The organism is Sandarakinorhabdus limnophila DSM 17366 (genome assembly GCF_945882885.1).
Taxonomy (GTDB): Bacteria; Pseudomonadota; Alphaproteobacteria; order Sphingomonadales; family Sphingomonadaceae; genus Sandarakinorhabdus; species Sandarakinorhabdus limnophila_A.
Map to the genome: position 1 here is coordinate 24,676 of NZ_CAMCWT010000008.1, position 25,515 is coordinate 50,190.

At 64.1% G+C, this 25,515-nt stretch carries 26 protein-coding genes; 7 read left to right on the top strand and 19 right to left on the bottom strand.

The genetic code is table 11. From position 1 onward, the window contains the following. Position 1 precedes the first annotated feature (1 nt). From Q7O19_RS03015 to Q7O19_RS03025, 3 genes are read right to left on the bottom strand one after another with little or no spacing between them, the layout of a single operon-like run. Positions 2 to 382 carry a hypothetical protein gene (locus Q7O19_RS03015; protein ID WP_303808571.1) on the bottom strand — a complete coding sequence of 127 codons (381 nt, stop codon included), beginning with the start codon at positions 380 to 382 and terminating at the stop codon, positions 2 to 4. Next, complete coding sequence (locus Q7O19_RS03020) at positions 379 to 1,368, bottom strand: phosphotransferase family protein (RefSeq protein WP_303808573.1); 990 nt, start codon at positions 1,366 to 1,368, stop codon at positions 379 to 381. The genes Q7O19_RS03015 and Q7O19_RS03020 overlap by 4 nt, the downstream gene beginning before the upstream one ends. Beyond that, on the bottom strand, positions 1,358 to 2,458 hold the full coding sequence (locus Q7O19_RS03025; RefSeq protein WP_303808574.1) for a hypothetical protein: 1,101 nt from the start codon (positions 2,456 to 2,458) through the stop codon (positions 1,358 to 1,360). The genes Q7O19_RS03020 and Q7O19_RS03025 overlap by 11 nt, the downstream gene beginning before the upstream one ends. A 126-nt stretch (positions 2,459 to 2,584) precedes the next feature. Here Q7O19_RS03025 and Q7O19_RS03030 point away from each other — a divergent pair, with 126 nt between their 5' ends. Genes Q7O19_RS03030 through Q7O19_RS03040 form a run of 3 tightly spaced genes read left to right on the top strand, consistent with a single transcriptional unit; the run spans position 2,585 to position 6,889 of the window. Then, positions 2,585 to 3,766: a M48 family metallopeptidase gene (locus tag Q7O19_RS03030; RefSeq protein WP_303808576.1), complete on the top strand. Its 1,182-nt coding sequence runs from the start codon at positions 2,585 to 2,587 to the stop codon at positions 3,764 to 3,766. A gap of 46 nt (positions 3,767 to 3,812) precedes the next feature. Next, complete coding sequence (locus Q7O19_RS03035; RefSeq protein ID WP_303808577.1) at positions 3,813 to 4,619, top strand: SDR family NAD(P)-dependent oxidoreductase; 807 nt, start codon at positions 3,813 to 3,815, stop codon at positions 4,617 to 4,619. Beyond that, the gene (locus tag Q7O19_RS03040) at positions 4,616 to 6,889 is read left to right on the top strand and encodes a xanthine dehydrogenase family protein molybdopterin-binding subunit (protein ID WP_303808579.1); all 2,274 of its coding nucleotides are present in this window, start codon (positions 4,616 to 4,618) and stop codon (positions 6,887 to 6,889) included. The genes Q7O19_RS03035 and Q7O19_RS03040 overlap by 4 nt, the downstream gene beginning before the upstream one ends. 275 nt (positions 6,890 to 7,164) lie before the next feature. Here the strand turns inward: Q7O19_RS03040 and Q7O19_RS03045 are convergent, their stop codons facing one another. The 11 genes from Q7O19_RS03045 to panB form a co-directional block, all read right to left on the bottom strand. Further along, entirely contained in the window at positions 7,165 to 7,446 is a 282-nt protein-coding gene (locus Q7O19_RS03045) for a hypothetical protein (protein WP_303808580.1), read from the bottom strand. A gap of 81 nt (positions 7,447 to 7,527) precedes the next feature. After that, positions 7,528 to 8,337, bottom strand: a complete 810-nt coding sequence (locus tag Q7O19_RS03050; RefSeq protein ID WP_303808581.1) for a universal stress protein — start codon at positions 8,335 to 8,337, stop codon at positions 7,528 to 7,530. 14 nt (positions 8,338 to 8,351) lie between these two features. Continuing rightward, on the bottom strand, positions 8,352 to 9,080 hold the full coding sequence (locus Q7O19_RS03055; RefSeq protein ID WP_303808582.1) for a Crp/Fnr family transcriptional regulator: 729 nt from the start codon (positions 9,078 to 9,080) through the stop codon (positions 8,352 to 8,354). 69 nt (positions 9,081 to 9,149) lie between these two features. Then, positions 9,150 to 10,049, bottom strand: coding sequence for a DMT family transporter (locus Q7O19_RS03060; protein ID WP_303808584.1), 900 nt, complete (start codon positions 10,047 to 10,049; stop codon positions 9,150 to 9,152). Further along, positions 10,049 to 11,068: a low specificity L-threonine aldolase gene (locus tag Q7O19_RS03065; RefSeq protein WP_303808585.1), complete on the bottom strand. Its 1,020-nt coding sequence runs from the start codon at positions 11,066 to 11,068 to the stop codon at positions 10,049 to 10,051. Before Q7O19_RS03065 ends, Q7O19_RS03060 begins: the two co-directional genes overlap by 1 nt. A gap of 163 nt (positions 11,069 to 11,231) precedes the next feature. Further along, the gene (locus tag Q7O19_RS03070) at positions 11,232 to 11,894 is read right to left on the bottom strand and encodes an autotransporter-associated beta strand repeat-containing protein (RefSeq protein WP_303808586.1); all 663 of its coding nucleotides are present in this window, start codon (positions 11,892 to 11,894) and stop codon (positions 11,232 to 11,234) included. Between the two features lie 112 nt (positions 11,895 to 12,006). After that, positions 12,007 to 12,639 carry a maleylacetoacetate isomerase gene (maiA, locus tag Q7O19_RS03075; protein ID WP_303808588.1) on the bottom strand — a complete coding sequence of 211 codons (633 nt, stop codon included), beginning with the start codon at positions 12,637 to 12,639 and terminating at the stop codon, positions 12,007 to 12,009. A 45-nt stretch (positions 12,640 to 12,684) separates the two neighbouring features. Then, complete coding sequence (der, locus tag Q7O19_RS03080; protein WP_303808590.1) at positions 12,685 to 14,112, bottom strand: ribosome biogenesis GTPase Der; 1,428 nt, start codon at positions 14,110 to 14,112, stop codon at positions 12,685 to 12,687. 27 nt (positions 14,113 to 14,139) lie between these two features. Beyond that, positions 14,140 to 15,504, bottom strand: a complete 1,365-nt coding sequence (locus Q7O19_RS03085) for a PQQ-binding-like beta-propeller repeat protein (protein WP_303808591.1) — start codon at positions 15,502 to 15,504, stop codon at positions 14,140 to 14,142. Between the two features lie 10 nt (positions 15,505 to 15,514). Then, positions 15,515 to 16,222 (bottom strand): tetratricopeptide repeat protein, encoded by a 708-nt coding sequence (locus tag Q7O19_RS03090; protein ID WP_303808592.1) that lies wholly within the window; start codon positions 16,220 to 16,222, stop codon positions 15,515 to 15,517. An 84-nt stretch (positions 16,223 to 16,306) separates the two neighbouring features. Beyond that, the gene (gene panB / locus Q7O19_RS03095) at positions 16,307 to 17,176 is read right to left on the bottom strand and encodes a 3-methyl-2-oxobutanoate hydroxymethyltransferase (protein ID WP_303808593.1); all 870 of its coding nucleotides are present in this window, start codon (positions 17,174 to 17,176) and stop codon (positions 16,307 to 16,309) included. Between the two features lie 199 nt (positions 17,177 to 17,375). On the opposite strand from panB, the gene Q7O19_RS03100 reads away from it, so the two are divergent. Next, complete coding sequence (locus tag Q7O19_RS03100) at positions 17,376 to 18,818, top strand: MFS transporter (RefSeq protein ID WP_303808595.1); 1,443 nt, start codon at positions 17,376 to 17,378, stop codon at positions 18,816 to 18,818. On the opposite strand, the gene Q7O19_RS03105 is transcribed toward Q7O19_RS03100, so the two are convergent. From Q7O19_RS03105 to Q7O19_RS03115, 3 genes are read right to left on the bottom strand one after another with little or no spacing between them, the layout of a single operon-like run. Continuing rightward, complete coding sequence (locus tag Q7O19_RS03105; RefSeq protein WP_303808597.1) at positions 18,815 to 19,825, bottom strand: acetamidase/formamidase family protein; 1,011 nt, start codon at positions 19,823 to 19,825, stop codon at positions 18,815 to 18,817. The two genes, Q7O19_RS03100 and Q7O19_RS03105, sit on opposite strands and share 4 nt — an antisense overlap. Positions 19,826 to 19,858: 33 nt before the next feature. After that, positions 19,859 to 20,266: an EVE domain-containing protein gene (locus Q7O19_RS03110; RefSeq protein ID WP_303808599.1), complete on the bottom strand. Its 408-nt coding sequence runs from the start codon at positions 20,264 to 20,266 to the stop codon at positions 19,859 to 19,861. Position 20,267: 1 nt separating this feature from the next. Next, on the bottom strand, positions 20,268 to 20,612 hold the full coding sequence (locus Q7O19_RS03115; RefSeq protein ID WP_303808601.1) for an arsenate reductase: 345 nt from the start codon (positions 20,610 to 20,612) through the stop codon (positions 20,268 to 20,270). 278 nt (positions 20,613 to 20,890) lie between these two features. Between Q7O19_RS03115 and Q7O19_RS03120 the strand changes: the two genes are divergently transcribed. The 3 genes from Q7O19_RS03120 to Q7O19_RS03130 all read left to right on the top strand — a co-directional run bounded on the left by Q7O19_RS03120 (position 20,891) and on the right by Q7O19_RS03130 (position 23,515). Further along, positions 20,891 to 21,346: a hemerythrin domain-containing protein gene (locus tag Q7O19_RS03120; protein WP_303808602.1), complete on the top strand. Its 456-nt coding sequence runs from the start codon at positions 20,891 to 20,893 to the stop codon at positions 21,344 to 21,346. 175 nt (positions 21,347 to 21,521) lie between these two features. Beyond that, positions 21,522 to 23,024, top strand: coding sequence for a deoxyribodipyrimidine photo-lyase (locus Q7O19_RS03125; protein WP_303808603.1), 1,503 nt, complete (start codon positions 21,522 to 21,524; stop codon positions 23,022 to 23,024). Then, entirely contained in the window at positions 23,021 to 23,515 is a 495-nt protein-coding gene (locus Q7O19_RS03130; RefSeq protein WP_303808604.1) for a GreA/GreB family elongation factor, read from the top strand. The genes Q7O19_RS03125 and Q7O19_RS03130 overlap by 4 nt, the downstream gene beginning before the upstream one ends. Positions 23,516 to 23,548: 33 nt before the next feature. On the opposite strand, the gene Q7O19_RS03135 is transcribed toward Q7O19_RS03130, so the two are convergent. Together Q7O19_RS03135 and Q7O19_RS03140 are read right to left on the bottom strand one after the other, a co-directional pair. Beyond that, a complete protein-coding gene (locus tag Q7O19_RS03135) occupies positions 23,549 to 24,220 on the bottom strand; it encodes a helix-turn-helix domain-containing protein (RefSeq protein ID WP_303808606.1) in 672 nt (223 codons plus the stop codon). 477 nt (positions 24,221 to 24,697) lie between these two features. Continuing rightward, on the bottom strand, positions 24,698 to 24,967 hold the full coding sequence (locus Q7O19_RS03140) for a hypothetical protein (RefSeq protein ID WP_303808608.1): 270 nt from the start codon (positions 24,965 to 24,967) through the stop codon (positions 24,698 to 24,700). Between the last annotated feature and the right edge of the window lie 548 nt (positions 24,968 to 25,515).

Below are 25,515 nucleotides of genomic sequence, written 5' to 3' on the forward strand. Positions count from 1 at the left end.
GTTACTCCACGGGAACAGGCGGCGGCAGCATCAGCCCGGCCAGCACCTGCCACTCGGCAGCGGCTTCGGCCTTCAGCAAGGCCAGCGCGTTTCTGTCACCTTGTGCCAACAACGCGCCAAGCGCCGTCGCCCGCGTATCGCGGCCTGTCGCTGCGGCGCCGACGAGCGGGCGAGCCGCATCGGCGCAAACAGCTTCGCGGGCCGGCCTGGCCGCCGTTTCCGCCGCCGCGATCATCAGGATCAGGGCGGATGTCGCCGCGGTGCCGCCGGCATAACTGGCATCGGGCGCGTCGGCCTGCCCAAGCAATTGCAGGGCCGGCGCCACTTCATTGGCCTGGGCGTTGGCCAGAGCGGCGAGCAGGGCGGGCAGCGGCAGGCTCATGAGCACGCCTCCAGTGATTGCGCCAGGGTGAGCGTGTGGAAGCGATAGGGAATGGTGCCGGCGAACATCAGCACCGGATCATGGCTGCGGCCATCGATGATCTCGCGCGCGGCGCTGATCCAGATCACCAGTCCCTGCACCTGCGCAAACAGCCGCCACCAGCGCCAGCTTTCCGGGTTCAGCGTCAGGCCGGAAGCGGCTTCCCACGCAGCGATCGCCTCGGCCAACGGCAGCGTGGCAGCGGGCCGGCCGGAGAAGTTCGACCACAAGGGATCGCAGGCCCAGGCCAGATCCTCGTGCGCATCGCCGGGGTGGACCATTTCCCAATCCAGCACGGCCAGCAGCCTGCCAGCCCCGTCATGCAGGAAGTTGCCGGAGCGATAATCGCCATGCACGATGCTGATGCGTTCCGGCGGCGGCGGCAGATTGGCTGCCAGCCAGCGGAAGGCGGCATCAAGCAGCGGTTCCGGGCGGAAGGCATCGGCGTCAAATGCCGCCTTCCAGTGCGCCAGCCGCGCCGGTGCAGCATCCGTTAGGGCCATGGCGGGCAATCCCGCCTTGCCCGGATCCTCGGCGTGGATGCGGCCAAGTGCGGTGAAGAATTGCCGACCGATGGCAGCGGCATGATCGCCATAAGGTTCGGGTTCCAGCAGGCCGGCCGCTGCACCGCCCGGCACTTCACGCATCAGGAAGCCGGGGGAGCCAAAGCTTTCCGGGCCCTCATCACAGAACACGGGCTCCGGCACCGGAACGTCGCTGCCGGCGAAACACTGGATGGCGCGATATTCGGCCAGCCGGTCCGTCTCGATCAGGCTGGATGGCGGGTCACGGCGCAATACCAGTGGCTCGCGCCGGCCCGATGCGCCGATGGCATCAAAGCGATAGGTCTGCCGCGCCGAACCACCATGGAAGCGCTTGAGGCCGGCGATGCTGACCGGTTCCCCCCAGTGTTCGGACAGGAATCGGGCGAGATGCTCAGCCGGCAAGGTCGAACAGGTCCTTGAAACCCGACGGTGCGTGCGGGCCAATCGCGAGTTGCTCGAACAGGCCGCGCCCCATCAGCGGTGCCACACCGCCAATGGACAGGCTGGCCTCGCTCAAACCCTGCACATGCGCGTTCATCGGGTTGGCCGGATCGACGCCGGCCAGATCAATCACCTCGTGTGCCACCACGTCAGGCCCCTGGAACATCCCGTGCCCGCGCACCGGGTGGCCATAGCCGATGCCGCGCATCATGAAATTCTCGCCAATGCGGAAATCCACCGTCACGGGGCGGCCGTCCTGCAACCGCGCTTCCAGCCGAGCGGCACCAGCATGGCGGCTGCCAGGGCGGAAAGCGAGTGCCATGCGCGGGTCTTCCAGCGGGAATTCGGCACCGTCTTTCAGGCGCACCAGCACGCCGGCGCGGTTCCACGGCCGGCCATGTTCGTCGTCGTTACTATGGAAGAACAGGTGCCAATCATCGAAAGCCGTCGGCGTCCACAGCCAGAAGAATTGCGGCGGGGTTGCCGGCTGCGGGGTTTGCGGATCGGCTGCGCCAATCGGGCGCACACCCCAGCTGCGATCGCGAGTGCCGCGCCAGCCGGTGAGATCATGCGCCACCCCAGCGGCGCTGATCTGCCCGCTCCACTGGCCGCCCTGCGTCATGCGCGTCATGTCCATCATGGTGCGGGTGCCGATGCGACGGATGAAGCGCGGCTCCAGGATCGGCGCGGCGCGGCCGGTGAAGAGCAGTTCCCCGGCGATGCCGGTGTCGTTGGGCGCAATGCTGAGGCGCAATTTGTGCAGCGGCTCCAGCACCTCCAGCGTGACCGGGCCAACGCGCAGATCCATGCGCTCGCCATGCAGAATGCGGCTGGCGAACAGGCTGTGCTGCTGGCCGCCCGCCAGCACCGAAACCGCGCAATCGATGATGTTGAGGTGCGGGTAGATGCCCATCGCCACGCCCACCACCGCGCCGCCATCCGGCGCCTGCGCGCTGAAGAAATAGCGATCATAGAAATTGCGGTCCGTCCCTGAAACCGCGATCGGCTCCGGGGTCTGGTGGATAGGAAAATCGTCGGCGCGGCTGAGCATGTGCGGATGGTGGCATGGCTGCGGGGTGCGGCAAGCTGTGCAAAAGCGGCGGGTCAGCGGTTTGGCCGCGGCACAAGCTTGTCTATCTGTATTGTTCATACAATACAGATGCCAACAGGAGACACCATGGCATTTGATCCGGAACTGGCCACACAGGCCTACATGGCGACCCTGAAGGGCGCGGCGCGGGCGAAATCCGATGCCTATTTCGAGGGTGGCTACTGGCTGATCCTCGCCGAATTTCTCGTCACGTTGGTGGCCAATCTGATCGTCTTGCGCCTGGGCTGGGCGGCGCGGCTGTCGCGCTGGGCGCGCAGCAAGGCGGGACCGTTGCTGGCCGCTTTCCTGTTTGCCGTGCCCTATCTGCTGCTGATCACCATCATCACCGCGCCCTATGTCCTCTACACCGACTTCTTCCGCGAACATGCTTATGGCCTGTCGAATCAAGGCTTTGCCGAATGGGGCGGCGAGCAGCTGATCTTAATTGCGGTCGATACGCTGCTGGCGGCGCTGCTGTGGATGGGCGTGCACGCAGCCATTCGCCGTTTCCCGCGCAATTGGTGGCTGGGCGGCGCCGGCCTGACCATCGGGGTGATGATGGTCACGATCACGATGGCGCCGGTCTATCTTGATCCGTTGTTCAATGACTACACCCCGCTGCACGATGGCCCGGTGAAGACCGAGGTGCTCAAGCTGGCGCGTGCCAATGGTGTGCCGGCCGACAATGTCTATCTGGTCGACGCCAGCCGCCAATCTGATCGCATTTCCGCCAATGTCACCGGCCTGTTCGGCACCACCCGCATCGCGCTGAACGACAATCTGATGAAGCAGGACATTCACGAGATCCGTTCGGTGATGGCGCATGAGCTGGGCCATTATGTGCTCAATCACATGGGGAAACTGATCATCACCGTTGCGCTACTCATCGCGGTCAGCCTGGCGGTGGTGGCAGTGGGCACACCGTGGCTGCTGGCGCGCATTGGCGGGCGCTGGGGGATCGAGGGCATGGCCGATCCCGGCGTGCTGCCGGCGCTGACCATCGTGATCAGTTTTCTGTTCCTGCTGGGCACGCCGATCACCAACACAATGATCCGCATCCAGGAACAGGAAGCCGATGTTTTCGGCCTCAATGCCGCCCGCGCGCCCGATGGCTTTGCCCGTATTGCGATGAAGCTGTCGCAATATCGCAAGATCGAACCCGGCCCTTGGGAAGAGATCATCTTCTTTGATCATCCCAGCGGCCACACCCGCGTGATCACCGCCATGCGTTGGAAGGCGGAGCATCTGGACGCACCGGACATCAAATAGGCCGGCAGCGCTGGCGCCTGCCCACGTCGTGGCCTAGACAGGTGCCATGCATCTGCTGGTTCTTGGCCTTGGGTACAGCGCGGGTATGATCGCCCAGGCCGCGCAAGCGGCGGGCTTTGCGCTGACTGCGGTGCGCTCGCGCCCCGGCCCGGGTGTGCTCACTCTGGACAGTGTGGGGTTGCCGGGCGTCATCGCCAGTGCCACGCACATCTTGTCTTCGGTCCCGCCCGCCAGTGACGGCAGCGATCCGGTGCTGGTCGCGCATGGCGACGCACTGGCCAGGGCCCCGGCGAAATGGATCGGCTATCTGTCCTCCACCGGTGTTTATGGCGATGCCGGCGGTGCCTGGGTTGATGAAAGCGTGCCCCGCCAGGGTCGTCGCGGCGGGCGCAACCTGGCCGATGAGCAGTGGGAGGCGTTGCACCCGCAATCCCGCGTGTTCCGCCTGCCCGGCATCTATGGCCCCGGCCGCTCCGCACTCGATCGGCTGCGCGCCGGGCCGGTCGCGCGGATCGATCTGCCGGGCCATGTGTTCAGTCGCATCCATGTTGACGATATTGCAGGCAGCGTGCTGGCCAGCATGCACGGTGGCCCGGCCGGCGTTTACAACATCGCCGATGATCTGCCCGCGCCGGGTGAAGCCGTCACGGCGGCCGCCGCACGGCTGCTGGGGATGGAGCCTTCGCCGCTGATCCCGCTGGAACAGGCTGCTCTGTCGCCCATGGGCCGCGCCTTCTATGCCGAGTGCCGCAGGGTGGCCAATGGCCGCATGAAAAGGCAGCTTGGCTATTCGCCGTTATACCCCGATTATCACGCCGGCCTGTTGGCCTGCCTTGAGGAGTCTGCCCCATGAAGTTCGGCACCGGCCAATCGATTACCCGCGTCGAGGACGCCCGCCTGCTCACCGGCCAAGGCCGTTTCACCGATGATCTGTCGCGGCCCGGCATGCTGTATGGCGTTACCCTTCGCAGCCCCCATGCCCATGCCGAAATCAAGGATATCGACGTGTCGGCCGCGCTGGATGTGCCGGGTGTCGTCGCCGTCTACATCCACAAGGATGTCGAAAGTTACGGCCCGATCCCCTGCCTGGTGCCGCTGTCAGGTGAGGTGAAAACCCCGCGCGTGCTGCTGGCCGATGATCGCGTGCGCTTCGTGGGTGATGGTGTCGCCTTTGTTGTCGCCGAAACCCGTGAGGCGGCCCGCGCCGGTGCCGAAGCCATTTTCGTGGATTATGAAGAACTGCCCGCCGTGGCCAGCATCGCTGCCGCGCTTACGCCTGATGCATCGCTGATCTGGCCGGAAGCCAAGTCGAACAGCCTGTTCGATTGGCAGGTGGGCGATGCGGCCGCCGTGGAGGCCGCCATTGCCGGCGCCGCGCATGTCACCCGCCTCAACATTCTGCAGAACCGCATCGCCCCCACTTCGATGGAAGTGCGCGCCGCGCTGGGCGAATATGACGAAGCCGACGGTTTCACGCTCACCACCGGCAGCCAGGGCGTCGCTTCCATGCGCCGGGAACTGGCCAAGGTGGTGCTGCAGGTGCCGGTGGAACAGGTGCGGGTCGTTACCCACGATGTGGGCGGCGGCTTCGGCATGAAGAGCTTCCTCTACCCCGAATATGCGCTGTGCCTGCACGCCGCCCGCCACTTGCGCCGGCCTGTGAAGTGGACGGGTGAGCGCAGCGACGCCTTCCAGACCGATACCCACGGCCGTGCAATGGAAAGCGAAGCTGCGCTCGCGCTCGATGCGCAGGGCCGCATCCTGGCGCTGAAAGTGGAAACCTGGTCCGATCTGGGCGCCTATCAGGCGCAGTTCGGCCCGGCGATCCAGACGATGGCTGGCGGCCGCATCATGGGCGGCGTCTATCGCATCCCGGCCATCCACAATCTGGTGCACGGCGTTGTTACCAACACCACGCCGGTCGACGCCTATCGCGGCGCCGGCCGCCCGGAATCGGCCTATGTCATGGAGCGGCTGATCGAAGCCGCCGCCCGTGAAATCGGCATCGGCGTTGACGAGATGCGCAGCCGCAACCTGCTGCTGCCGGCCGAACTGCCGCACGAAAATGGCCTGGGCCTCACCTTCGACATCGGCAATTTCCCCGCCGTGCTGGAACGCGCCAAGCAGGTGGCCGATTGGGCCGGCTTCCCCGCCCGCAAGGCCGAAGCCGCCAAGCGCGGCAAGCGGCTGGGCCGCGGCATGGCCTATTATGTCGAGATCGCCGGCGGTGGCGGCACCGAGGAACATGCCGATGTGCGCGTGGCGGCCGATGGCACCATCGAAATGTCGGTCGGCACCCAATCCAACGGCCAGGGCCATGAAACGGTTTATGCGCAGGTCGCTGCGGCGAAACTCGGCGTGCCGATGGACCAGATCCGCATCGTGCAGGGCGACACAACCCGCATGGAAGTGGGCGGCGGCACCGGTGGTTCGCGATCGATGGCGTTCGGCGGCGGCGCCGTGCTGGTGTGTGCCGACGACATGATTGCGCGCGGCACCGCGCTGGCCAGCGCCGATCTGGGCAGCGACGTCGATTACGGCGATGGCCTGTTCAAGGCGCGCGGCAGCAATGCCACGCTGAGCTGGGCCGAACTCGCCCGCCGCCATCCCGGCGCATTGGATGGCCGCAGCCGGTACACCACCAAGGAATCCAAGCCCGCGCCCACCTTCCCCAACGGCTGCCACATCGCCGAGGTGGAGTTGGACCCGGATACCGGCATGATCGCCGTGACACGCTACAGCTTGGTCGATGATTTCGGCGTGCTGGTGAATCCGATGCTGGTGGAAGGCCAGATCCACGGCGGTATCGCGCAAGGGCTGGGCCAAGCCGTGCTGGAGAGTATCGTTTATGATGAGGCCGGCCAGCTGATCACCGGCAGCCTGATGGACTATGGTATCCCGCGCGCCGACGTGATGCCGCCGGCGGTCGCCTTCGAAACGCTCAACACCCCCTCGCCCACCAATCCGCTGGGCGTGAAGGGCTGCGGCGAAGCTGGCACGATTGGCGCCATGCCATCGGTGATCAACGCCATCATCGATGCGCTGGATGGCCAGCAGGTGGAAATGCCGGCCACGCCGGAGAAATTGTGGCGGCTGGCGCAAGGTATGCCAAAGGCCGCGTGACACACCAGAAAGAAGGAAGGCCGCCGTCCCTGCCCGGGTCGACGGCCTTCCGTTGGTTGATCGGCCCGGCGTCACCCCCCGCAGGATGGGTGGGAGACGAAGGATGCAGTCCGGTCGACAACCAACCCCTGAAACGGGGAAATCAGGTGATCACGGCCACGAAGACGGCCCAAGCCACCATCAGCAACGGCACCGTCATCACCTGAGCATAAGCCGCACGGCCTGAAAGATAACCACTGGCAGTATCAATACCCCACGCTCCCTTGCGCGGGACGTCATCCTTGTTGGGGCCCGACGCCTGCTGCATCATCAAGGGCAACCCATAATTGGGCAACCAGCACCAGACCGAACACCACGAAGATCAAACCAAGCCCGGCGCCTGCCTGAAACGCAACATACATGATGGAAAGATAAGCCGCCCCAGCCCCCACCAGTTGCGCTAAGAGTTTGTTTGGCAAGTCAAAATCCAGTCGCCTTACACCTTGTTCAGGTGCAGGAACGCCCTGTTTGGCGCCTTCGATCGCTACGCCATGCTCTTCGCGGAATTCGAATTTCATTGCCTCTCTCCCAAGCTGCGCCCGCCATCGGGCGTCCCTCAAGAAACTGCCAAGGCTGTCCGGCCCTTGCCTTGATCCAGATCAATGGGCGATCAGGATTGGTGCCGGCGCATCCGCCAAAAGACCGCGCGTCACCCCGCCAAACAGCATCTGGCGCATGCGGCTGTGGCCATAGGCGCCCTGCACGATCCACGCCGCCTGCCGTTCCGCCGCCACCGATCGGATCACCTGTTCGATGCTGGAACTGCCCTGTGCGCGTTCCACCACATCGGCATGGATGCCATGGCGCGACAGGAAGGCCGCTGCGACGCGCACGCCGAATTGCGTGTCTTTCTCTTCCACCGTCAGCAACGTCACCGCCTCACTCAACGCCAGCAGCGGCAGCGCCGCGCGCAGCGCCCGCGCTGCTTCCTGACCGCCATCCCAGCACACAAGCGCCGGGCCGGCCACCGTGATGCCGCGGACGTTGGGCGGCACCGCCAGCACCGGCGCCGGGGAACGGATGGCGACATCGCCGGTAATCCCCAGTTGCAACGCGGCCTGGCGCGAGAACGGCCCGGCGCTCATCACCACCACATCGGCCAGCCTTGCATGTTCGACCAGCCGATCGCTGGAATCGCCATCGGCAGACTGCCATTCCCAGCTGATGCCCTCTTGGGTGAGCCGCGCTTCCACGGCGGTGCGCTCTTCCTTGCGGCGGGCTTCCACCGCGTCGATCAGCGTGGTCACCGGAAAGGCACCCATCGCCGGATCGCCCAAGGCATAAGCGGCATAGGGCATCACCGACAGGCAGACGAGATGGCCGCCGGCTACGCGCGCCAGATCGAAGGCCGCATTCAGCCGAGCCTCCTGGCCATCGTCACCTTCGATATGCACAACGATCGTCTTCATCGCGGTCTCTCCCTTCAGACAAGTTCTTCGGCGGCTTCGGCCAGCGCGTCGGGATCATGGATCTCCACGCGGCGGCCGCCGGGCAGGCCGATCACCCCGGCATTTTTCAACCGCGTCATCTGGCGGCTGACGGTTTCGATGGTCAGGCCAAGCAGATCCGCGATCTCGCCACGGCTGAGTGGCAATTCGATGGTCGTCACCGTTTCGCCATCGTCTGCCGCGCTGCCCACTGCTTCCTGACGTCGCGTGGTTTCGACAATGAAGCCGGCGACGCGGGTCAGCGCCGTGGCGCGCGCCAGCCGCGAAAGCCGGGTGCGCACCGCGCCCAGTTCGGCCAGCGTGCGGTTCAACAAAGCACGCTCCATCACCGGATGGGCCACCATGGTGCTTTCAACGCGCGCTTGCGGAAACTGGCACAGGCTCACAGGGGTAAGCGCCACGATATCGTGCGCGGCGGGCAGCGGCTGGCCACCGGCAAAGGGCGTGCCAACGAAATCACCTGGCCACAACAGGCCCACGATCACTTCCTGCCCTGCCGGATTGATATGGCTGATCTTCATCAGACCGCGCTGGATATTGGCGCAGATCGGCGCCCTGTCTCCGGCGTGCACCAGCGTTTCGCCGCGCGCCAGGCTGCGCTGCACCCCGCAGGCGGCCAGCGGTGCCAGCTCCTCATCGGCCAGCACACCGCACAGCGCCTGCCCGCGCACACGGCATTGCTTGCAGCTGTTCCCGAATACCATCGTCGCTCTCCCGCGCTGATAGTGGCAGGAAGTACAGCCGTTGGAATCGGGGCAGCTACTTAGGGGGAATTACCCTTGCTTGGCCTTAAGCGCGATGATGAGGCCGATCATCGCCAGCGCAATGCCGGCCACTGCGGTGAGGGTCCATTGATAGCCTTCCAGCAGGGTGGACAGTGCCATCGCCACTATGGGCACCGCGACGCCGTTCCACGCCGCCGGCCCCGCCCCCACGGTGCGGATCAGGATGTAATAGAGGTTGAAGGCCACCGCCGACGCGGCAATGCCGAGATAGGCGAGGCCGGCCAGATAGACGGGCGCCGTGGAAATGACCGGCGGGCCCGAAATGCCCCACGCCACCGCGCCATCGATCAGCGCGCCCCACGCCATTGCCCAGGCGATGCTAGCTTCCAGAGGCATGGCGCGGCCTTGCGGCGTGGCTTGCAGCACATTGGCGATGCTGGCCGAAATGACGCCGCCGAACGCGAGGGCCAGCCCAAGTCCCATCTGTTCGCCGCCCGGCTTGCCCAGATCGGGCGCGAACAGCAGGGCCACGCCGGCCAGCCCGACGGCGCTGCCGATCATGAAGCGGCCGGTGACGCGCTGGCCCAGGAACGCCGCCGACAGCGCGGTGTTGGTGACGAGCAGGAAGGCGAAGGTGAGGCTGACCAGGCCGGAGGCGAGATATTGTTCGGACCGGTAGACGAGATTGAAATTGAGCACGAACTGGCTGACCGCGACGAGCAATGCAAAACCGTGCTGACGGCCGGTGAGCCGCAAGGATTTGCCCCTGACCAGGCACAGGCCGAACATCACGGCGGCGCCCAGCGCAAAGCGCCAGGTGACCGACCAGCTGGGCGGCACCTCGCCCAACTGGGTGCGGATCACGAACCAGGTGCTGCCCCAGATCAGGGTGCAGACGATGAAGGCGAACCAGGCCAGTGGGGTGAAGCGGCCTTCAGTCGTTGCCATCAATCTGCTGCCAGCGCGCGAGCCAGCGCCTCGACGTGCGCGGCGGGCGTGTCCCAGCTCACCACCAGGCGGGCTTCGTTCGAACCGGCATCGCCCCAATCATAAAAATTGAAACCCTGCGCGCGCAGTCGATCGGGTTCACCTGGGGCGAGTTGCACGAAGACTTCGTTGGCCTGCACCGGGTGCAACAGGCGATCTTTCGCGGCGGCGGCGAGCGCCTGGGCGCCGGCATTGGCCGCGCGGGCATTGCGCAGCCAGACATCATTTTCCACCATGGCGATGGTCTGCGCCGCGTTGAATCTGCCCTTTGAAGGCATCTGCCCGGCGCGCTTGCGGCGCCAGCGCAACTGATCGGCCAGGGAGAGATCGAACAGCACCAGCGCTTCGGCCGACAGCCCACCATTCTTGATGCAGCCAAAGCTGATCGCGTCGACACCGACTGCCATTTCGCTTGGGTTACAGCACAATTGCGCCACGGCATTGGCAAAGCGCGCGCCGTCCAGATGCACACGCCAGCCCTTCGCCGCTGCGTGTGCGGTGAGTGCCGCCAGTTCGGCCGGCGTGTAGACGGTGCCGCATTCGGTGGCCTGGGTGAAGGACAGCGCCGACAATTGCACCTGGTGCACATCATTGCGGTGGCTGGCGAGGCCGGCATCCAACCCGGCCGGCGTCAGCTTGCCGTGATCGCCCGGGCACAGCATCAGCTTGGCACCGCCGGTGTAGAATTCCGGCGCGCCGCATTCATCGACATGGATATGCGCTTCGGTATGGCAGGCCACCGCGCCCCACGGCGGCACCAGGCAAGCCAGCGCCAGCGCATTGGCTGCGGTGCCGGTGCTGACCGGCAGGGCCATGCATTCCCTCCCGAAAAGCGTGGAGAACAGCGCATCGAGCCGGCGCGACCAGTCATCCCCGTCATAACCGGCATTCTGGGCCGGGGCGGCTGCGGCAAGCGCGGCCAACACCTCCGGGCAGGGCGCGGCGGCGTTGTCGGACATGAAGTTGGCGGCAAAGGTCATGCGGGTTCCGATAGGAAGCCAAGGGGTGCGCGGTCAATGGCACAGAGCGCGTCGGACGGCCCCTCCCCTGTGTGGCAGGTCGAAGCAGGGGCGCCAGGCCAAAAGCGAAACGGCGGCCCCGAGGGGACCGCCGTTCCTGTGTTCAGCCCTGTGGGCTTCGCGATCAGAACGCGAAGTTGAGGGTGGCACGACCGCCGTGATCGTCGTTGCGGGCGCCGATCAGGCCCGAGTAATCGACGCCGATCCGGATCTTGTCGGACAGGTTGGCACCAAGCCCGGCCTGCAGCAGCAGGGCATCCTTGTCGATGCTGACCGAGCGGATGTTGCCCACCAGGCCGTTCACCGTCTGCTTAAAGCCATTCAGATCAGCCGTCGCCAACCCCGCCACCGGACCGGCAATGGCCAACAGCGAATTCGCCGACAAGGCCGTGGCCGAACCGGCGATCAGGCGACCGCCCTGCACCGTGGTCTGGCCGCTGTGGGTGTTGACGCCCGCCAGGGTGAGATCGTTGGCACCAAACTTGAGCAGTGAGAAGGTGCCGCCGCTGTCCGTCAGGTCACCGGCGAAGGTCAGCGACGCCAGAGGGTTGATCCGCAGCAAGCCATTGGTGATTTCGGTCGGCTCGATGCCGATGCCGGGCGGGTTGAAATTCACAAAGTCGTTGCGGGAGACCGTCAGGCCACCAAGATCAGCGGTCTGGGCAAAGGCAGGCGCCAGCGCCGTGCCCGCCAACATCAGGGCGGCGACTGAGAAGCCAATGTGGCGCGCGGCGCCAGCACCCTTGTTGCCATTGGCACTCAGGCTGAGTTGGTCGAAAGCTGGCATGTTACCCCCAATAATGTACCCATTTAGGTATATTTACGGGCGTATATCTGCCTTCGTTTCGCGCTTTTGCAATCTTTTTAGTTGCTAATAGTTAATTTCATACTGCGTATGGTTACGGCAAGACGATGCAGGAATCAGGGTGCGCAGCATGCGCCCAAGCAGTCGCGGCAATGCGCGATTCCACCGCCAGCAGACGCGAAAATACATCAAGAGCCAGTGCGAACCGGCGGGCGTTGTACAGTTGCGGTACAAGGCAGAGGTCGGCCAACCCGGGGGCATCGCCAAACAGATAATTGCCCCCATGCCGGGCTGCAAACTGCTCCAAAGCTGCCAGACCATCGTGCATCCAATGGTGCAACCAGGCCGTGACGGCAGCATCATCGGCGTGCATTTCGGCTTTCAGCCAGCGCTGCACACGCAGATTGCCGAGCGGGTGGACTTCTGCGGCAATGGTGAGCGCCGCGGCTCGCACCTGTGCCCGGCCGAGCGCATCGGCTGGCAGCAGCGGCGGCTGCGGAAAGCGCTCGTCCAGGTATTCGATGATGGCCAGGCTCTGGCTCAACGCGGCGCCTTCGGTTTCCAGCACCGGCACGAGGCCTTGCGGGTTGAGCTCCAGATGCGCGGCGCTGCGTTGCTCACTCTGCGGCAAATTCACGGCCACCTGTTCATGGGCAATGCCCTTAAGGTGGAGCGCGAGCCGCACCCGCCACGCTGCCGTTGAGCGCCAATATCCGTGAAGCTTCATCGCCCTGCCCCCGTGCCACCCCTTTGTGTCCGGGGCCGGCAGCCCCTATTTCTCGTGATATGGGTTGCGCCCGCCGCGGAACGTCAGTCGGATCGGCAAGCCGCCAAAATCCAGATCGGTCGAAAGGCTGTTGGTGAGATAGCGGGCATAGCTGGCCGGCAGACCTTCGGTGCGGTTGCCGAACACCACGAAGGTGGGCGGCCGCGTCGCGACCTGCGTGACATAGCGCAGCTTGATGCGCACGCCGCCCGGTGCCGGCGGCGGGTTGCGATCGGTGGCGGTTTCGAACCAACGGTTGAGCGCGGACGTCGGCACCCGCCGCGACCAGCGCTGGCGCGTCGTCATCGCCACTTCGATCAGCGTGTCGAGGCCCTTGCCGGTGGCACCCGAACAGGTGAGCAAGGGCACGCCCTTCACTTGGCTCAAACCATCGTCCAGCGCTCTTCTCACGCCCTGGAACAGGCGGCTCTGGTCGTGGGCGGCATCCCATTTGTTGAGTGCGATGATCAGCGCGCGGCCTTCGGAAAGCACCTTGTCGGCAATGCGCAGATCCTGCGCCTCCAGGCCCAGCGTTGAATCGAGCAGCAGCACCACGACTTCGGCAAAATCGATGGCCAGCTTGGTATCGGCGGCCGACAGCTTTTCCAGCTTGTCGGTGACCTTGGCGCGTTTCCTGAGGCCCGCAGTGTCGATCAGGCGGACGTGCTGCACATTGCCGTCGCGGTCCACCCAGTCCCAATCGATGGCGATGGAATCGCGGGTGATGCCGGCTTCCGGCCCAGTGACGAGGCGCTGTTCACCCAGCAGCTTGTTGATAAGGGTCGACTTGCCGGCATTGGGGCGGCCGACGATGGCGAGCTTCAGCGGGCCGGGCGGGGGTTCCGGGATTTCGCTGTCTTCGTCGGCAGGCGGCGCGTCATCATCTTCGCTCTCGGCAACAGGGGCTTCGGCCAGGAACGGCGCCAGCGCCTGATAGAGATCAGCCAAGCCCAGGCCATGTTCGGCCGAAAGCCCGATGGGTTCGCCAAAGCCCAGTTCATGGCCTTCGTTGATGCCGGTTTCGGCCTGCATCCCTTCGGCCTTGTTGGCCACCAGTACCATCGGCACACCGCTGCGCCGCAGCCAGGCGGCAAAATGCCGGTCCATCGGCGTCACCCCGGCGCGGGCATCGTACACCAGCAGCGCCACCGTGGCGCGGCCGACGGCGGCCTCGGTCTGGGCGCGCATGCGGCCCGACAGGCTTTCCTCGTTGCCGTCTTCAAAGCCGGCGGTATCAACCGCAACGAAATTCAGATCGAACAGGCTGGCACTGCCTTCGCGGCGGTCACGGGTGACGCCGGGCTGATCGTCAACCAGCGCCAGGCGGCGGCCGACCAGCCGGTTGAACAGGGTGGATTTGCCGACGTTGGGGCGGCCGACGATGGCCACGCGCGGCGCGTCGGCGTCGAAATCGAGAATGTTGGCAGAGGACATGCCGCGCGCTTTAGCAGCGCGCGGCCATTAACGATAGGCTGTCAGCGAACCATCGTCGGTGAGCATGTACATCATGCCGCCCGCCACCACCGGCGGCAGATAGGCTTCGGCCTTCAGCTTGATGCTGGCCACGCGCTTGCCTTCGTAGGCATCGAGCGCAACCAGTTCGCGGTTGGAACTGGCCACCCACAGGCGTTCGCTGGCCAGAATTGGCCCGGCCCACAGGATCGGCCCCTTCTGCGTGCCCGGTTTGCCGTTCTTGCCCGGCTTGTCCTTCTTGAAGCGGGCGAGCCGGCTGACCCAGCGCAACTTGCCTTCGCTACGGGTGATGCACAGCACTTCGCCATCCACCGTCACCAGATAAAGAAACTCACCGGCGGCCCACGGCGTCCACACGCCGGCGAAATTGCGTTCCCACACGCGCTGGCCGGTCGCCAGTTCCAGCGACACCGTGCGGCCGCCATGACCCACGGCAAACACCCGGCCACGATCGATCACGGGCGAACCATCGATATCGGCCAACGCCGCCATCGCGGTCGAGCGCCCGGTGCGCGCCAGTTGGTCTTCCCAGACGGTGCGGCCATTTTCGCCGCGCAGGGCCTTGAGCTCGCCCGAGCAGAAGCCCGCCACCACCGTGTCCAGCGAAACCGCCGGCGCACCGGTGCCCAGAATACAGGCCGGCTCAACCGTGCCGGGCACTGTCCAGCTCACCTCGCCGGTGGCGCCATCGAGCGCGTGCAGCTGATTGTCCTGGCTGAGGAAGAAAACCCGTGTGCCAGCAACGCTGGGCGCGCCGCGCAGCGGCTGCACCAGTGGGCGTTCCCACAATTGCTTCCCGGTTTCGGCGTCATAGGCCAGCGCCAGGCCATAGCCGGTGGCGACATAAACCCGGCCGTCGCCATAGGCGACACCGCCGCCAAAGGCTGCGCGGCTGCCGCGCTTGGGAATCTTCACAGTGACGCGCCAAGCCACAGCGCCGGACTTGGCATCAAAGGCGCTGACTTGGCCGCCAATATCAACGGTGAAAACCTTGCCGGCGCCCACCACCGGCGCAGCATTCAGCCGAGCGGTGCCGCTGCTGCCCTTGCCGATGCTGGCGCTCCACGCCTGCGTTGGCTGTTCGGCCAGCACGAGGTGGCCACCAACCTTGGCGGCCGAACCGCCCGGCTGCGCCCATTCCGCATTGGTTTCCGGCGGCGGCAGCACGATGGCCACATCCTTCAGCTCCGGCTCGGCTTCGACGCGGGTTTCAAAGCTGAGGATCGGAATACGCTCGCCGATGGTCGGGGTGCGGGACCTGCCACCCCCCTTCTTGAAAACGCCGCAACTGGCCAGGGCCAGGCTGGCCATGGCCACGATGGCGACGGTGCGGACTGTGCTGCGGTTGTTCACCTGCTGTCCCTCATTTCGCCGGCTGGGTGTTGATGCCCAGCGTCGCGATATCCACCCCGGCGGCAATCGCCAGCTGCGCTGCGCGGCTGCGAAGGCTGGGGCTCAGCAGTTCGTCCTTGGCCATGGCCATCAGGATCGGCTTGGCAAGTTCCGGCTTGCCATCCTTGAAATGGGCAACCGCCACCAGTTCACCGGCCACACCGAACCAGGCATTGCCCGGCACCGCCAGCGGTTTCAGCTTTGCCACCACCTCGGCAGGGCGCATCTGATCAAAGCCAACGCGCACCGCCTTCACCAGCGCGGCATCGCGCAGCGGCTGCGGCAGCCCGGTGTCGTTTGCCACGGCTTCATACAGGCCGCGGGCCTTGGGCTTGTCACCGCCCGCCAGCGCATCATTGGCCAGCACCATGCGTGCCAGCCCCGAATAGGCACCGGGGCCATCGCGGGTCATCGCTTCCAGCACCGGGCGGGCGCGGGCGCCATCGCCCACTTCAAGCTGCTCGATGGCGCGGGTCAGCGCGGCACCGGCTTCGCCAGCGGCCTTTTCCTGACGGTCCTGCCAGAACAGCCAGCCGGCAAGGCCAGCCAGCGCCAGGATCAGCGCAGCAATGGCCAGCGTGCCAAACCGCTTCCACAGGTTGGCGAGCTGCGAGCGGCGATATTCCTCGTCCACTTCACGCAGAAAGGCATCTTCGGGATTGGCAGGCGTGTTGGCCAAGGTCGTCAAGCTCCTCAAGCGTGGGAATGGCACCGCCACTCTTGCCGGGGCGTGAATGCCCGACAGCGCATCAAAGGTAAAGACTTACCGATAGAGCTGCGCATCACCCGGAAAACGCCGTTCCCGCACGGAGCCGGCATAGCGCGCCGCCGCATCGGAAATCCGCGCTGCCAGATCGTCAAAACGTTGAACGAAGCGCGGCACGCGTTCGAACATGCCCAGCATATCGTCCACCACAAGCACCTGGCCATCGCAGGTAGGCGACGCGCCGATTCCGATCGTTGGGCAGGCCACAGCCTGCGTGATGGCGACCGCCAGCGGCTCCACCACACCTTCAACCACCAGCGCAAAGCAGCCGGCCTCGGCAATGGCCTTGGCATCTTCCAGGATCTTGGCCGCTTCGGCTTCACTGCGCCCGCGCGCGCCATAGCCGCCCAGCGCATTGACCGCCTGCGGGGTGAGGCCAACATGCGCCATTACCGGGATGCCGCGTTCACTGAGGAACTTGATCGTCGGCGCCATCACTGCGCCGCCTTCCAGTTTCACGGCGGCGGCACCGGTTTCCTGCATCACGCGCGCCGCGGTGCGAAAAGCGGCCTGCGGACTTTCCTCATAGGAGCCGAACGGCAGATCAATGACGACGACACTGCGATACGACCTGCGCACCACGGCGGCGCCATGGGCAATCATCATGTCCAGCGACACTTTCACCGTGGTATCGAGGCCATAGATGACCTGCCCCAGCGAATCGCCGACCAGCAGCAGATCGCAATGCGGATCGAGCAGCTGCGCCATGCGCGCGGTGTAAGCCGTGAGCATCACGATCGGCTCGCCGCCCTTGCGCTTCTGGATGGCCGGCACGGTCAGGCGGCGCAGCGGCACCGGCACCGGCACCGGCACCGGCACCGGGTGGGCGCGGCTTGTTGCGGTGTCCAGTGTGAAGGTGGTGCTCATGGGCGGGCCTTTAGCCCCCCGGCCCCTGCACATCAACCAGACTGGCTTGGCCGCCGGCCGTGCGATCCGATCACCGTGGCGGCGCGCTGACTGACGGCAACGGCCAGACCGGCTTTACAGGCCGCCCTTCCCCGCTGATAGTGCAGCACAAAGTGGCCAACGCCGGCGCATGATCGGCAACGCCAAGGGGACGATCAGCATGGCAGCAGCTGCAGCCGAACATCCCGACAAGCCGGGCCTGGGGACACGCATCGCCTATGGCTTTGGCGCCGGCGCCTATGGCGTAAAGGATGGCGGCTTCAGCTATTTCCTGCTGCTGTTCTACAGCCAGGTGATCGGGGTGGATGCGCGGTTGGTCGGCTTGGCCATCACCATCGCGCTGGCGATCGATGCGGTTGCCGATCCGATCATCGGCTACTGGTCTGATAATCTGCGTTCGCGCTGGGGGCGGCGGCACCCTTTCCTCTATGCTTCGGCGCTGCCCACGGCCGCCACCTATTTCCTGATCTGGGATCCGCCGGCCGGCTGGTCGCAGACTTCGCTGTTCTGGTATCTTCTGGGGCTGGCCACGCTGATCCGCATCAGCATCAGTTTCTATGAAATTCCCAGCACCGCGCTCGGGCCGGAACTGGCGCGCAGCTATGATGAACGCAGCGCACTCTTCGGCTGGCGGCTGTTCTTTGCCTGGGTGATCGGCAGCATCATGACGGTGGCGAATTTCACCCTGATCTTCCCGGCCTTTGTCACAGCGGCCATCCCCAACGGCCAGTTCAACCGCGATTCCTATCAGCTCTATGGCATGATCGCTTCGGTGCTGATCTTCGTGGCCATAATGATCTCCGCGCTGGGTACGCACGGCCACATCAAGCACATGCGCGCCGCCCAGGCAAAGCGCGCGCTGGGCCTCAAGGCGATCTTCGGCGAGATTTTCGAAACCATCGCCAATCGCGATTTTTCCGCGCTGTTCATGGCGGCGCTCTTCGGTGCCATCGCCACCGGCATCTCGGCCTCGCTCAGCTTCTATTTCTCCGCCTATTTCTGGGGGTTCAGTTCCGAACAGATCGGGCTGATCACCATGAGCGTGTTCCTTTCCGCCGCCATCGGCGGGGCGATGTCACCCGTTGTCAGCCGCACGCTGGGCAAACAGCGCGGGGCGGTGGTGATCGGGCTTCTGGCCGGGATCGTGCTGCCGCTGCCGATTATCCTGCGGCTGTTCGGGCTGCTGCCGCCCAACGGCGATCCGGCGATCTTCTGGATCGTGTTCTTCGTCACCATGATCGATGTTGGCCTGATCATCTGTTTCCAGGCGCTCACGGCCTCGATGCTGGCCGATCTCGTCGAACAGGCTGAAGTGCGCACCGGCCGGCGCAACGAGGGCATCTTTTTTGCCGCCAATACATTCATCCGCAAGGCGGTGCAGGGCCTGGGCGTGATGGCCGCCAGCTTCGTGCTGACCCTGGCGCAATTCCCCAAAGGCGCCAATCCAAGCCAGGTTCCCGGGTCCAGCCTGTGGCAGCTGGGCGCGACCTATGTGCCGGCGATCTGGCTGGTGTGGGCGCTGATGATCTTTGCCGTCTCGCGCTACCGCCTCAGCCGTGCCGGACACGAAGCCAATCTGGCCACGTTGGCGGAGCGCGGTTAGGGTCTGACAAACACCGATTTGGGCAGCACCACGTGCACGCCCTTGTTGCGGTCCACCAGCTCGGTGATCTCAACGTCGCCGGAAACGCTGATCAGCATATAGGCGTCGTCACGGGTCATGCCTTTGGCGCTCACCAGGAAATCGATCATGTTGCGCACCGCCTTGCGGGTGGCGTTGCTCAGATCATCATCGAAACCCATGGCGATATAGGCGGTGGGGGTTTCGGCGCGCGGATAGGAGGTGGCGACCTTCTTGTGCAGGATGAATTCGAACGTGCCGATCAGCGAGGTTTCCAGCGCCGTGATCGTCACTTCGCCATTGCCTTGCGCCGCATGGCCGTCGCCCGCCTGGAACAGCGCACCGGGCACATAGACCGGCAGGAACAAGGTGGTGCCGGCGACCAGCAACTTATCATCCATATTGCCGCCGTTGATGCCGGGCGGGGCTGAATCCACCCGGCCGAAGGTGGCGGGCGGCGCCACGCCCATGCTGCCAAAGAACGGCGCCAGCTTCACCTCAATGCCGGGGCCGAACTTGCCAACCATGCGTTCGCGGTCCAGCGGCACGATCTTGATGCGCGAATAGGGGAAATCGTCGGTGAGGAAACCGGCACCGTAACGGAACGAGGTATAGCTGTAGGGGATGGCGAGATCGATCTTCCTGATGCGCACTTCCAGCGTGTCTCCGGGTTCCGCGCCTTCGATGGCGATCGGGCCGGTGAGGATATGCCCGCCCGGCCCACGCGCGGAGGGCGGCACGCCATCGAACACGGCGCGCAATTCCGGTTCGATATCATGCGGCGCAACCCCAGCCCGTTCCAGACCAATGGGGCTGTTGGTGAGCAGCGTGTGCATGACCACCGTGTCACCCGATCTGATGGTCAGCACCGGCTTGTCGGCGGCATCATAATGGCCCCACGCCACGGTTTGTGGGGTGGGTTTGAGCTGGTGGGTGGCGGCAAAGGCCGGAGCAGCGACGGCAAGGGCAGCAAGCAAAGCAAGGCGCATCACGTTCGTCCTTTTTCGAAAAATCGCTCCAGCTCAGGCGCCGGCCATCTCCATCACCACGTCCCACTCTTCATCGGTGATCGGCACAACGCTCAGGCGAAACTGGCGGAACATCGCCATGCCGGCCAGCCGCGGTTCGGCCTTCATTTCGGCGAGCGTGATGGGGCGCGGCATCGGCGCTTTCGGGCCGACCAGCACGGCCGGAAAGCGTCCCTTGGGGTCGCTGGGATCGATGAAATGTTCGCCCACAACCTGCGCGATGCCAACGATGCACAGGCCTTCGTTGGAGTGATAGAAGAACAGTTCGTCACCGATCTTCATGGTGCGCAGGTAGATCGCGGCCTGGTTGTTGCGCACGCCGTCCCACGCGGTCTGGCCGTCCTTGTTCAGCTGTTCCCAGCTGTATTTGAACGGTTCTGATTTCACCAACCAGCGCGCCATCTCAGAACGCTCCTGCCCAGGCATCGGGCTTGAAGCCGATCAGGGCCACGCCATCACCTTCCACGATCGGCCGTTTGATCATGCTGGGATTGGCCAGCATCAGCGCCATAGCCTTGTCCGCGTCCAGACCCTGCTTGTCCGCATCAGGCAGCGCCTTGAAGGTTGTGCCGGCGCGGTTCAGCACCGCCTCCCACCCCCAGCGCGCCACCCAGCGGGCGAGCGCATCGGAAGGCACGCCGGCCTTCTTGTAATCATGAAAATCATGCGCCACGCCGGCAGCCGTCAGGAAGGTGCGCGCCTTCTTCACCGTGTCGCAGTTCGGAATGCCGTACAGTTGCAGCGCCATCGCCCGCCTCCTTTGCCCGGCGCCTCCATGCCAAGTCACAGGCCCGCTGCCAAGCCGGCGCGCATCAGGTCGCAGGCGTTGGGTGGATTCCGAAGCTGTCAATCAATCAGGGAACTGATGATCATATCGTTTGTAAAAGCCTTCGCAAGGAACGGATATGGGTAAAAGTCTCATGCTCTTTCTGTTCGGCGTGCCAATACCGATCGTCATCATCCTCTATTTCGTGTTTTTCCGTTGAATGAAAAACAGTAACGCTCATTCAGTGAAAGGAATATCCGATGGCCACCACTGAAAAATCGACGCCAAATGTTGACGCTATTGCCTTGCTGAAGGCGGATCATCGCACCGTGGAGGGGCTTTTCGCCAAATATGAAGCAGCCACTACCCGTGCGCAAAAGCGCACGCTGGCCACGCAGATCTGCACTGAACTCACTATCCACACCTGGCTAGAAGAGGATATCTTCTACCAAGCGTGCAAGGGCGTGGTTGATGCGGCGCTGCACGACGAGGCGCACGTGGAACATGATGCCGCCAAGCTGATGATCGCGGAAATCGCGCGCGACAGTGGTGAGGACCGGTTCCACGACGCCAAGGTGATGGTGCTGAAGGAAGAAATCGCCCATCATGTTGGCGAAGAAGAAAGCGCCGGGGTTGGCCTGTTTGCGCAAGCCAAAAAGGGTGGCCTTGATCTCGCCGAACTAGGCGCCCGCATGGCGGAGGAAAAAAGCGGCTGACAGCCGATTACAGGGCCAACGGCCTCCCCATGCCGGATGCCACCACGCTGGTAGCGACCAGCATCGGCCAACTCGCGCCGGCCTGAACGAAACGCCTGGGGCCGGGCCTTGTGGCCTGGCCCATGCGACACGCCGCCCGGCGCAAACGCAGAACAAAGCGGCTACACCGGAGCGCATGGAAATTGTCTGGTTCAAGCGCGACCTGCGCGTGCATGATCATGCGCCGCTCGCCGCTGCCTGCGCCAGCGGGCGGGCGGTGCTGCCGCTGTATATCGTCGAACCGGAATTGTGGGCGCAGCCCGATGCCAGCGGACGGCAGTTCGCGTTTCTTGTTGAAAGCCTGACCGATCTGGACCGCAGCCTAACCGCCCGCAGTGGCCGGCTGGTGGTGCGGATGGGTGATGCCATGCAGATCCTGCACGATCTGCATGCAGCGCACGGCATCACTGGCATCCACGCCCATCAGGAAACCGGCAATCTGTGGAGCTTTGCCCGCGACAAGGCGGTGCGGCGCTGGGCACGGGGTGCCGGCGTGCCCATGCATGAAGCGCAGCAGCACGGCGTGTGGCGGGCGCTGAACAACCGCAACGGTTGGGCGGCGCGGTGGGAGGCGATGATGCGTGAACCCCGAGTGCCGGCACCGCAGGCGATCCCTATGGCCGATGTCGCCAGCGAGACCTTGCCGGAAGCGGCAGCGCTTGGCCTGGCACCAGACCCCTGCCCCGGCCGCCAGCGCGGCGGGCGGCGCGCGGGACTGGCCTTGCTGAGGAGCTTTCTGAGCGAACGCGGCCGGCCCTATCGGGCGGCCATGTCTGCGCCCGACAGCGGGGCGGATCATTGTTCCCGCCTGTCGCCACATCTGACGCTGGGCGCGCTTTCGATGCGCGAAGTGCTGCACGCCGCCGCCGCACGGCTCCGCTGGAAAGACGCTGGCGACACGCGCTTCACGGGTTCCATCGACAGTTTCATCAGCCGGCTGCACTGGCATTGCCACTTCATCCAGAAGCTGGAGGATGCGCCGTGGCTGGAACAGCACTGCCTGCACCCGGCCTATGCCGCCCTGCCCGCCCATGATGCCGCGCGGCTGGCGGCGTGGGCGGAGGGGCGCACCGGCTGGCCGTTCGTCGATGCCTGCATGCGCAGCCTTGCTGCCACCGGCTGGCTGAACTTCCGGATGCGGGCGATGGTGATGGCGGTGGCGAGCTATCACCTGCGGCTGGATTGGCGGAACAGCGGTGCGGCGCTGGCACGGCTGTTCACCGATTATGAGCCGGGCATCCATTGGCCCCAGGTGCAGATGCAATCAGGCACCACCGGCACCAATATCCCGCGCATCTACAACCCGGTGAAACAGGGCCATGATCAGGATCCAGATGGGGACTTCATACGGCGCTGGCTGCCAGAACTGGCGCACTTGCCGACGCCCCTTGTGCACGAGCCGTGGCTGGCACCAGACGATAGGGTGATGCGCCCCGCATACCCGGCGCCGCTGGTTGATCATGAACAGGCGGCGCGCGATGCCAAGGCCGCCATCACCGCTATCCGCCGCGATCCCGCGCACGGGGGCCCGGCCCGGGCCATCGTGGCCAAACACGGCAGCCGCAGGGCCGGCTTGCCAGACACCACCCGCCGCCGCAAAACTGCAGCCGTGAGCAACCAGGGCCAACTTGATCTGTGACCACAGAGGGCAACCCGATCACGCCCGCCGGCATGGCGGCCCTGCGCGCCCGTTACGAGCAATTGCTCCACACGGATCGGCCCGCCACCGTGGAGGTGGTGCGTTGGGCCGCTGGCAATGGCGATCGCAGCGAGAACGGCGATTATATCTATGGCCGCAAGAAGCTGCGCGAGATTGACCGGGAACTGGGCCATCTCGCCAAGCGCATGGCGGCCGCCCGGGTGGTCGATCTCGCCCGCCAGACCGAGCGGGATCGTGTGTTGTTCGGCTGCACGGTGGAAATCGCCGATGACGACGACAATCGCCGAACGCTCACGCTGGTGGGCGATGACGAGCAGGATGCAGGCCTTGGCCTGATTGGCTGGAGCGCCCCCATCGTGCGCGCACTGCGGGGTGCACGCCTGGGTGATGTGCGCAGTGTTCGGTTGCCCGGCGGCGAGAAGAACTGGGAAGTGCTGGCTATCCTGTGGCCAGCCGGACATCCCGGCTGACCATCTCCCCTGCCATCTCAGCCGCCCCAACCGTTATCGGCCGGGACGACTGATCACGGCAGAGTTCAGAATGGCCCCGACTTGCGCTTCGTCAAACCCAAGACCGGTCAGAACAGATGTGGCGCAATCGCGAGGAACGCCATAGCCACCCTTGAGCACCGATATCTCGACATCCACGCCATGAGCCCTGAACAGGTTGCGCAAGCGGCAGACGTAGACTTTGACTATCTGCGGTGACTCGGTTCCCAGCGCCTTACGGAAATCATCGTTTGAAACGATCCGGCCGTTATTGGCGAGCAGCGTGGTCAGGACCACCAGCGGTGCCATGCTGAGATCCGGCAAGCGTGATTTGAAAATCTGCAAGAGATCGACGTCGAAATCCATGTGGTCGTAACGACGCCATGTCCGCTTGTCGCTCTTGTCGGATTTGCCCGACGGCGAGCGCGCACGCCAATCAATGCCGGTCTCGTCATGCGGTTCCGGCGCGTCCCTCATCGCCTGAGTTGGCCACAGGAGCACGCCGTTTGCTGGCGTTTCGCGCGCCTGTGCCACAAGGGCACGACAGGTCCGGAGCAACGTTTCAGCTTGCAGGATCATCGATTGCAGCGCGCCAGCCGGATCGCCGAAATCAATCAGTTCGACGGCCCGGCGTTCGGGAATGGCAGTCCGAACGCCATCCAACCTGTTATCTACCTGCTCCGTCATACCGTTATCCTTGTCGCCTGGCGCGGTGCGGCAGGCTGCTGTTGATGTTGAACGCGACTGACCAAAGCCTCTATGGCGATGCCCGATTTGGACGGTTCGCCATGATTCAAGAATAGGATGTTAAGTTCATCAAATTGCCGCCAACCCCGTTCACGATGATTGACCTCACGACAAGCGTCATTACTTCCGATACCGGAACATTTACGTTTGTGTGCCGGCGCAATTCAACAAGCCAATCAGGTACGAGACGGCTTTATATGCTCCAATAATCCTATCCTGCTTCACTCGGATGCAGTATTGTCATCGTGAACTAAAATATACGTAGATAAAAAGCGGATACTGATTATGATCCGAAATAAATAAATTATTCATTTCCTCAAACTTCCGTAATATATCCGCAGCAGAGATGCTCATTGCAATATATTGCAACTTATTTTCCAATGAAAAATATTGATTCATTAGAATTATTTTTCATAACTAGTCAACAAGCTCGGCTTTTTCTGATGATCGCTGAGAATGCTCACGATTATTTTTCATTTCATCATCAATGTTTTTCGCCCTGAGCAATCTCGATATGAACAAAACCCTAAATTTATCTTGATCGTAGCCAGTGATTTTTTCATTTGTCGCATAATGTTGCAACGCAATCTGGGTAACGAGCAAAGACACGAGCCAAACGGGCACAAGAATTACCCATAAGGACATATCCGACAACAGCAGGACCGCCAGGATCGCTACCGCGGCCATGGCGAACACCCTATTGGCTTGTAGTTCCCGTTTTTAGCACATTTAATTAACCTCTGCGCACGTAGTTATCGCAGTTTTTTAGCCGGGTCGGCAAAACGCTTCACATCCACAAGCGAACGAATTTGTTTGATCAGGCAGCATGATCGCGGGGCTCCCCGTCTCTGCCGCCCACTGTCCGCCAGGCGCAGACTTTCACCGCAACCGTTGGATTTGGCGCGCCTGATTGGCCCAGCCTTCCCCGCCGACGCCATTCTCGAACAGATCATCGTGGCAGTGACGGCCGATTGAACCCTGTCGGCGGGTGGGAGGGGGCTTCGCTGATCGCGCGCTAAGCTCTTGATCCCGATGCCAGGATGTCGGCAGCGCGCAGCCTGCCGGCCAGCCAAGTTTTGCGGGCCGCACTTCCTCGGCCGCTCAGCCCAGAATGAATTCGGCAATAGTGGCCATGTCAGCGAACCCCATCCTCCTCACCCGCTTGTCGACAGCGTCCGCGGTGATTGCGATGAGGCGCTAACTGCTCAACCGATTAAGCAATGTATAAGGTCCGC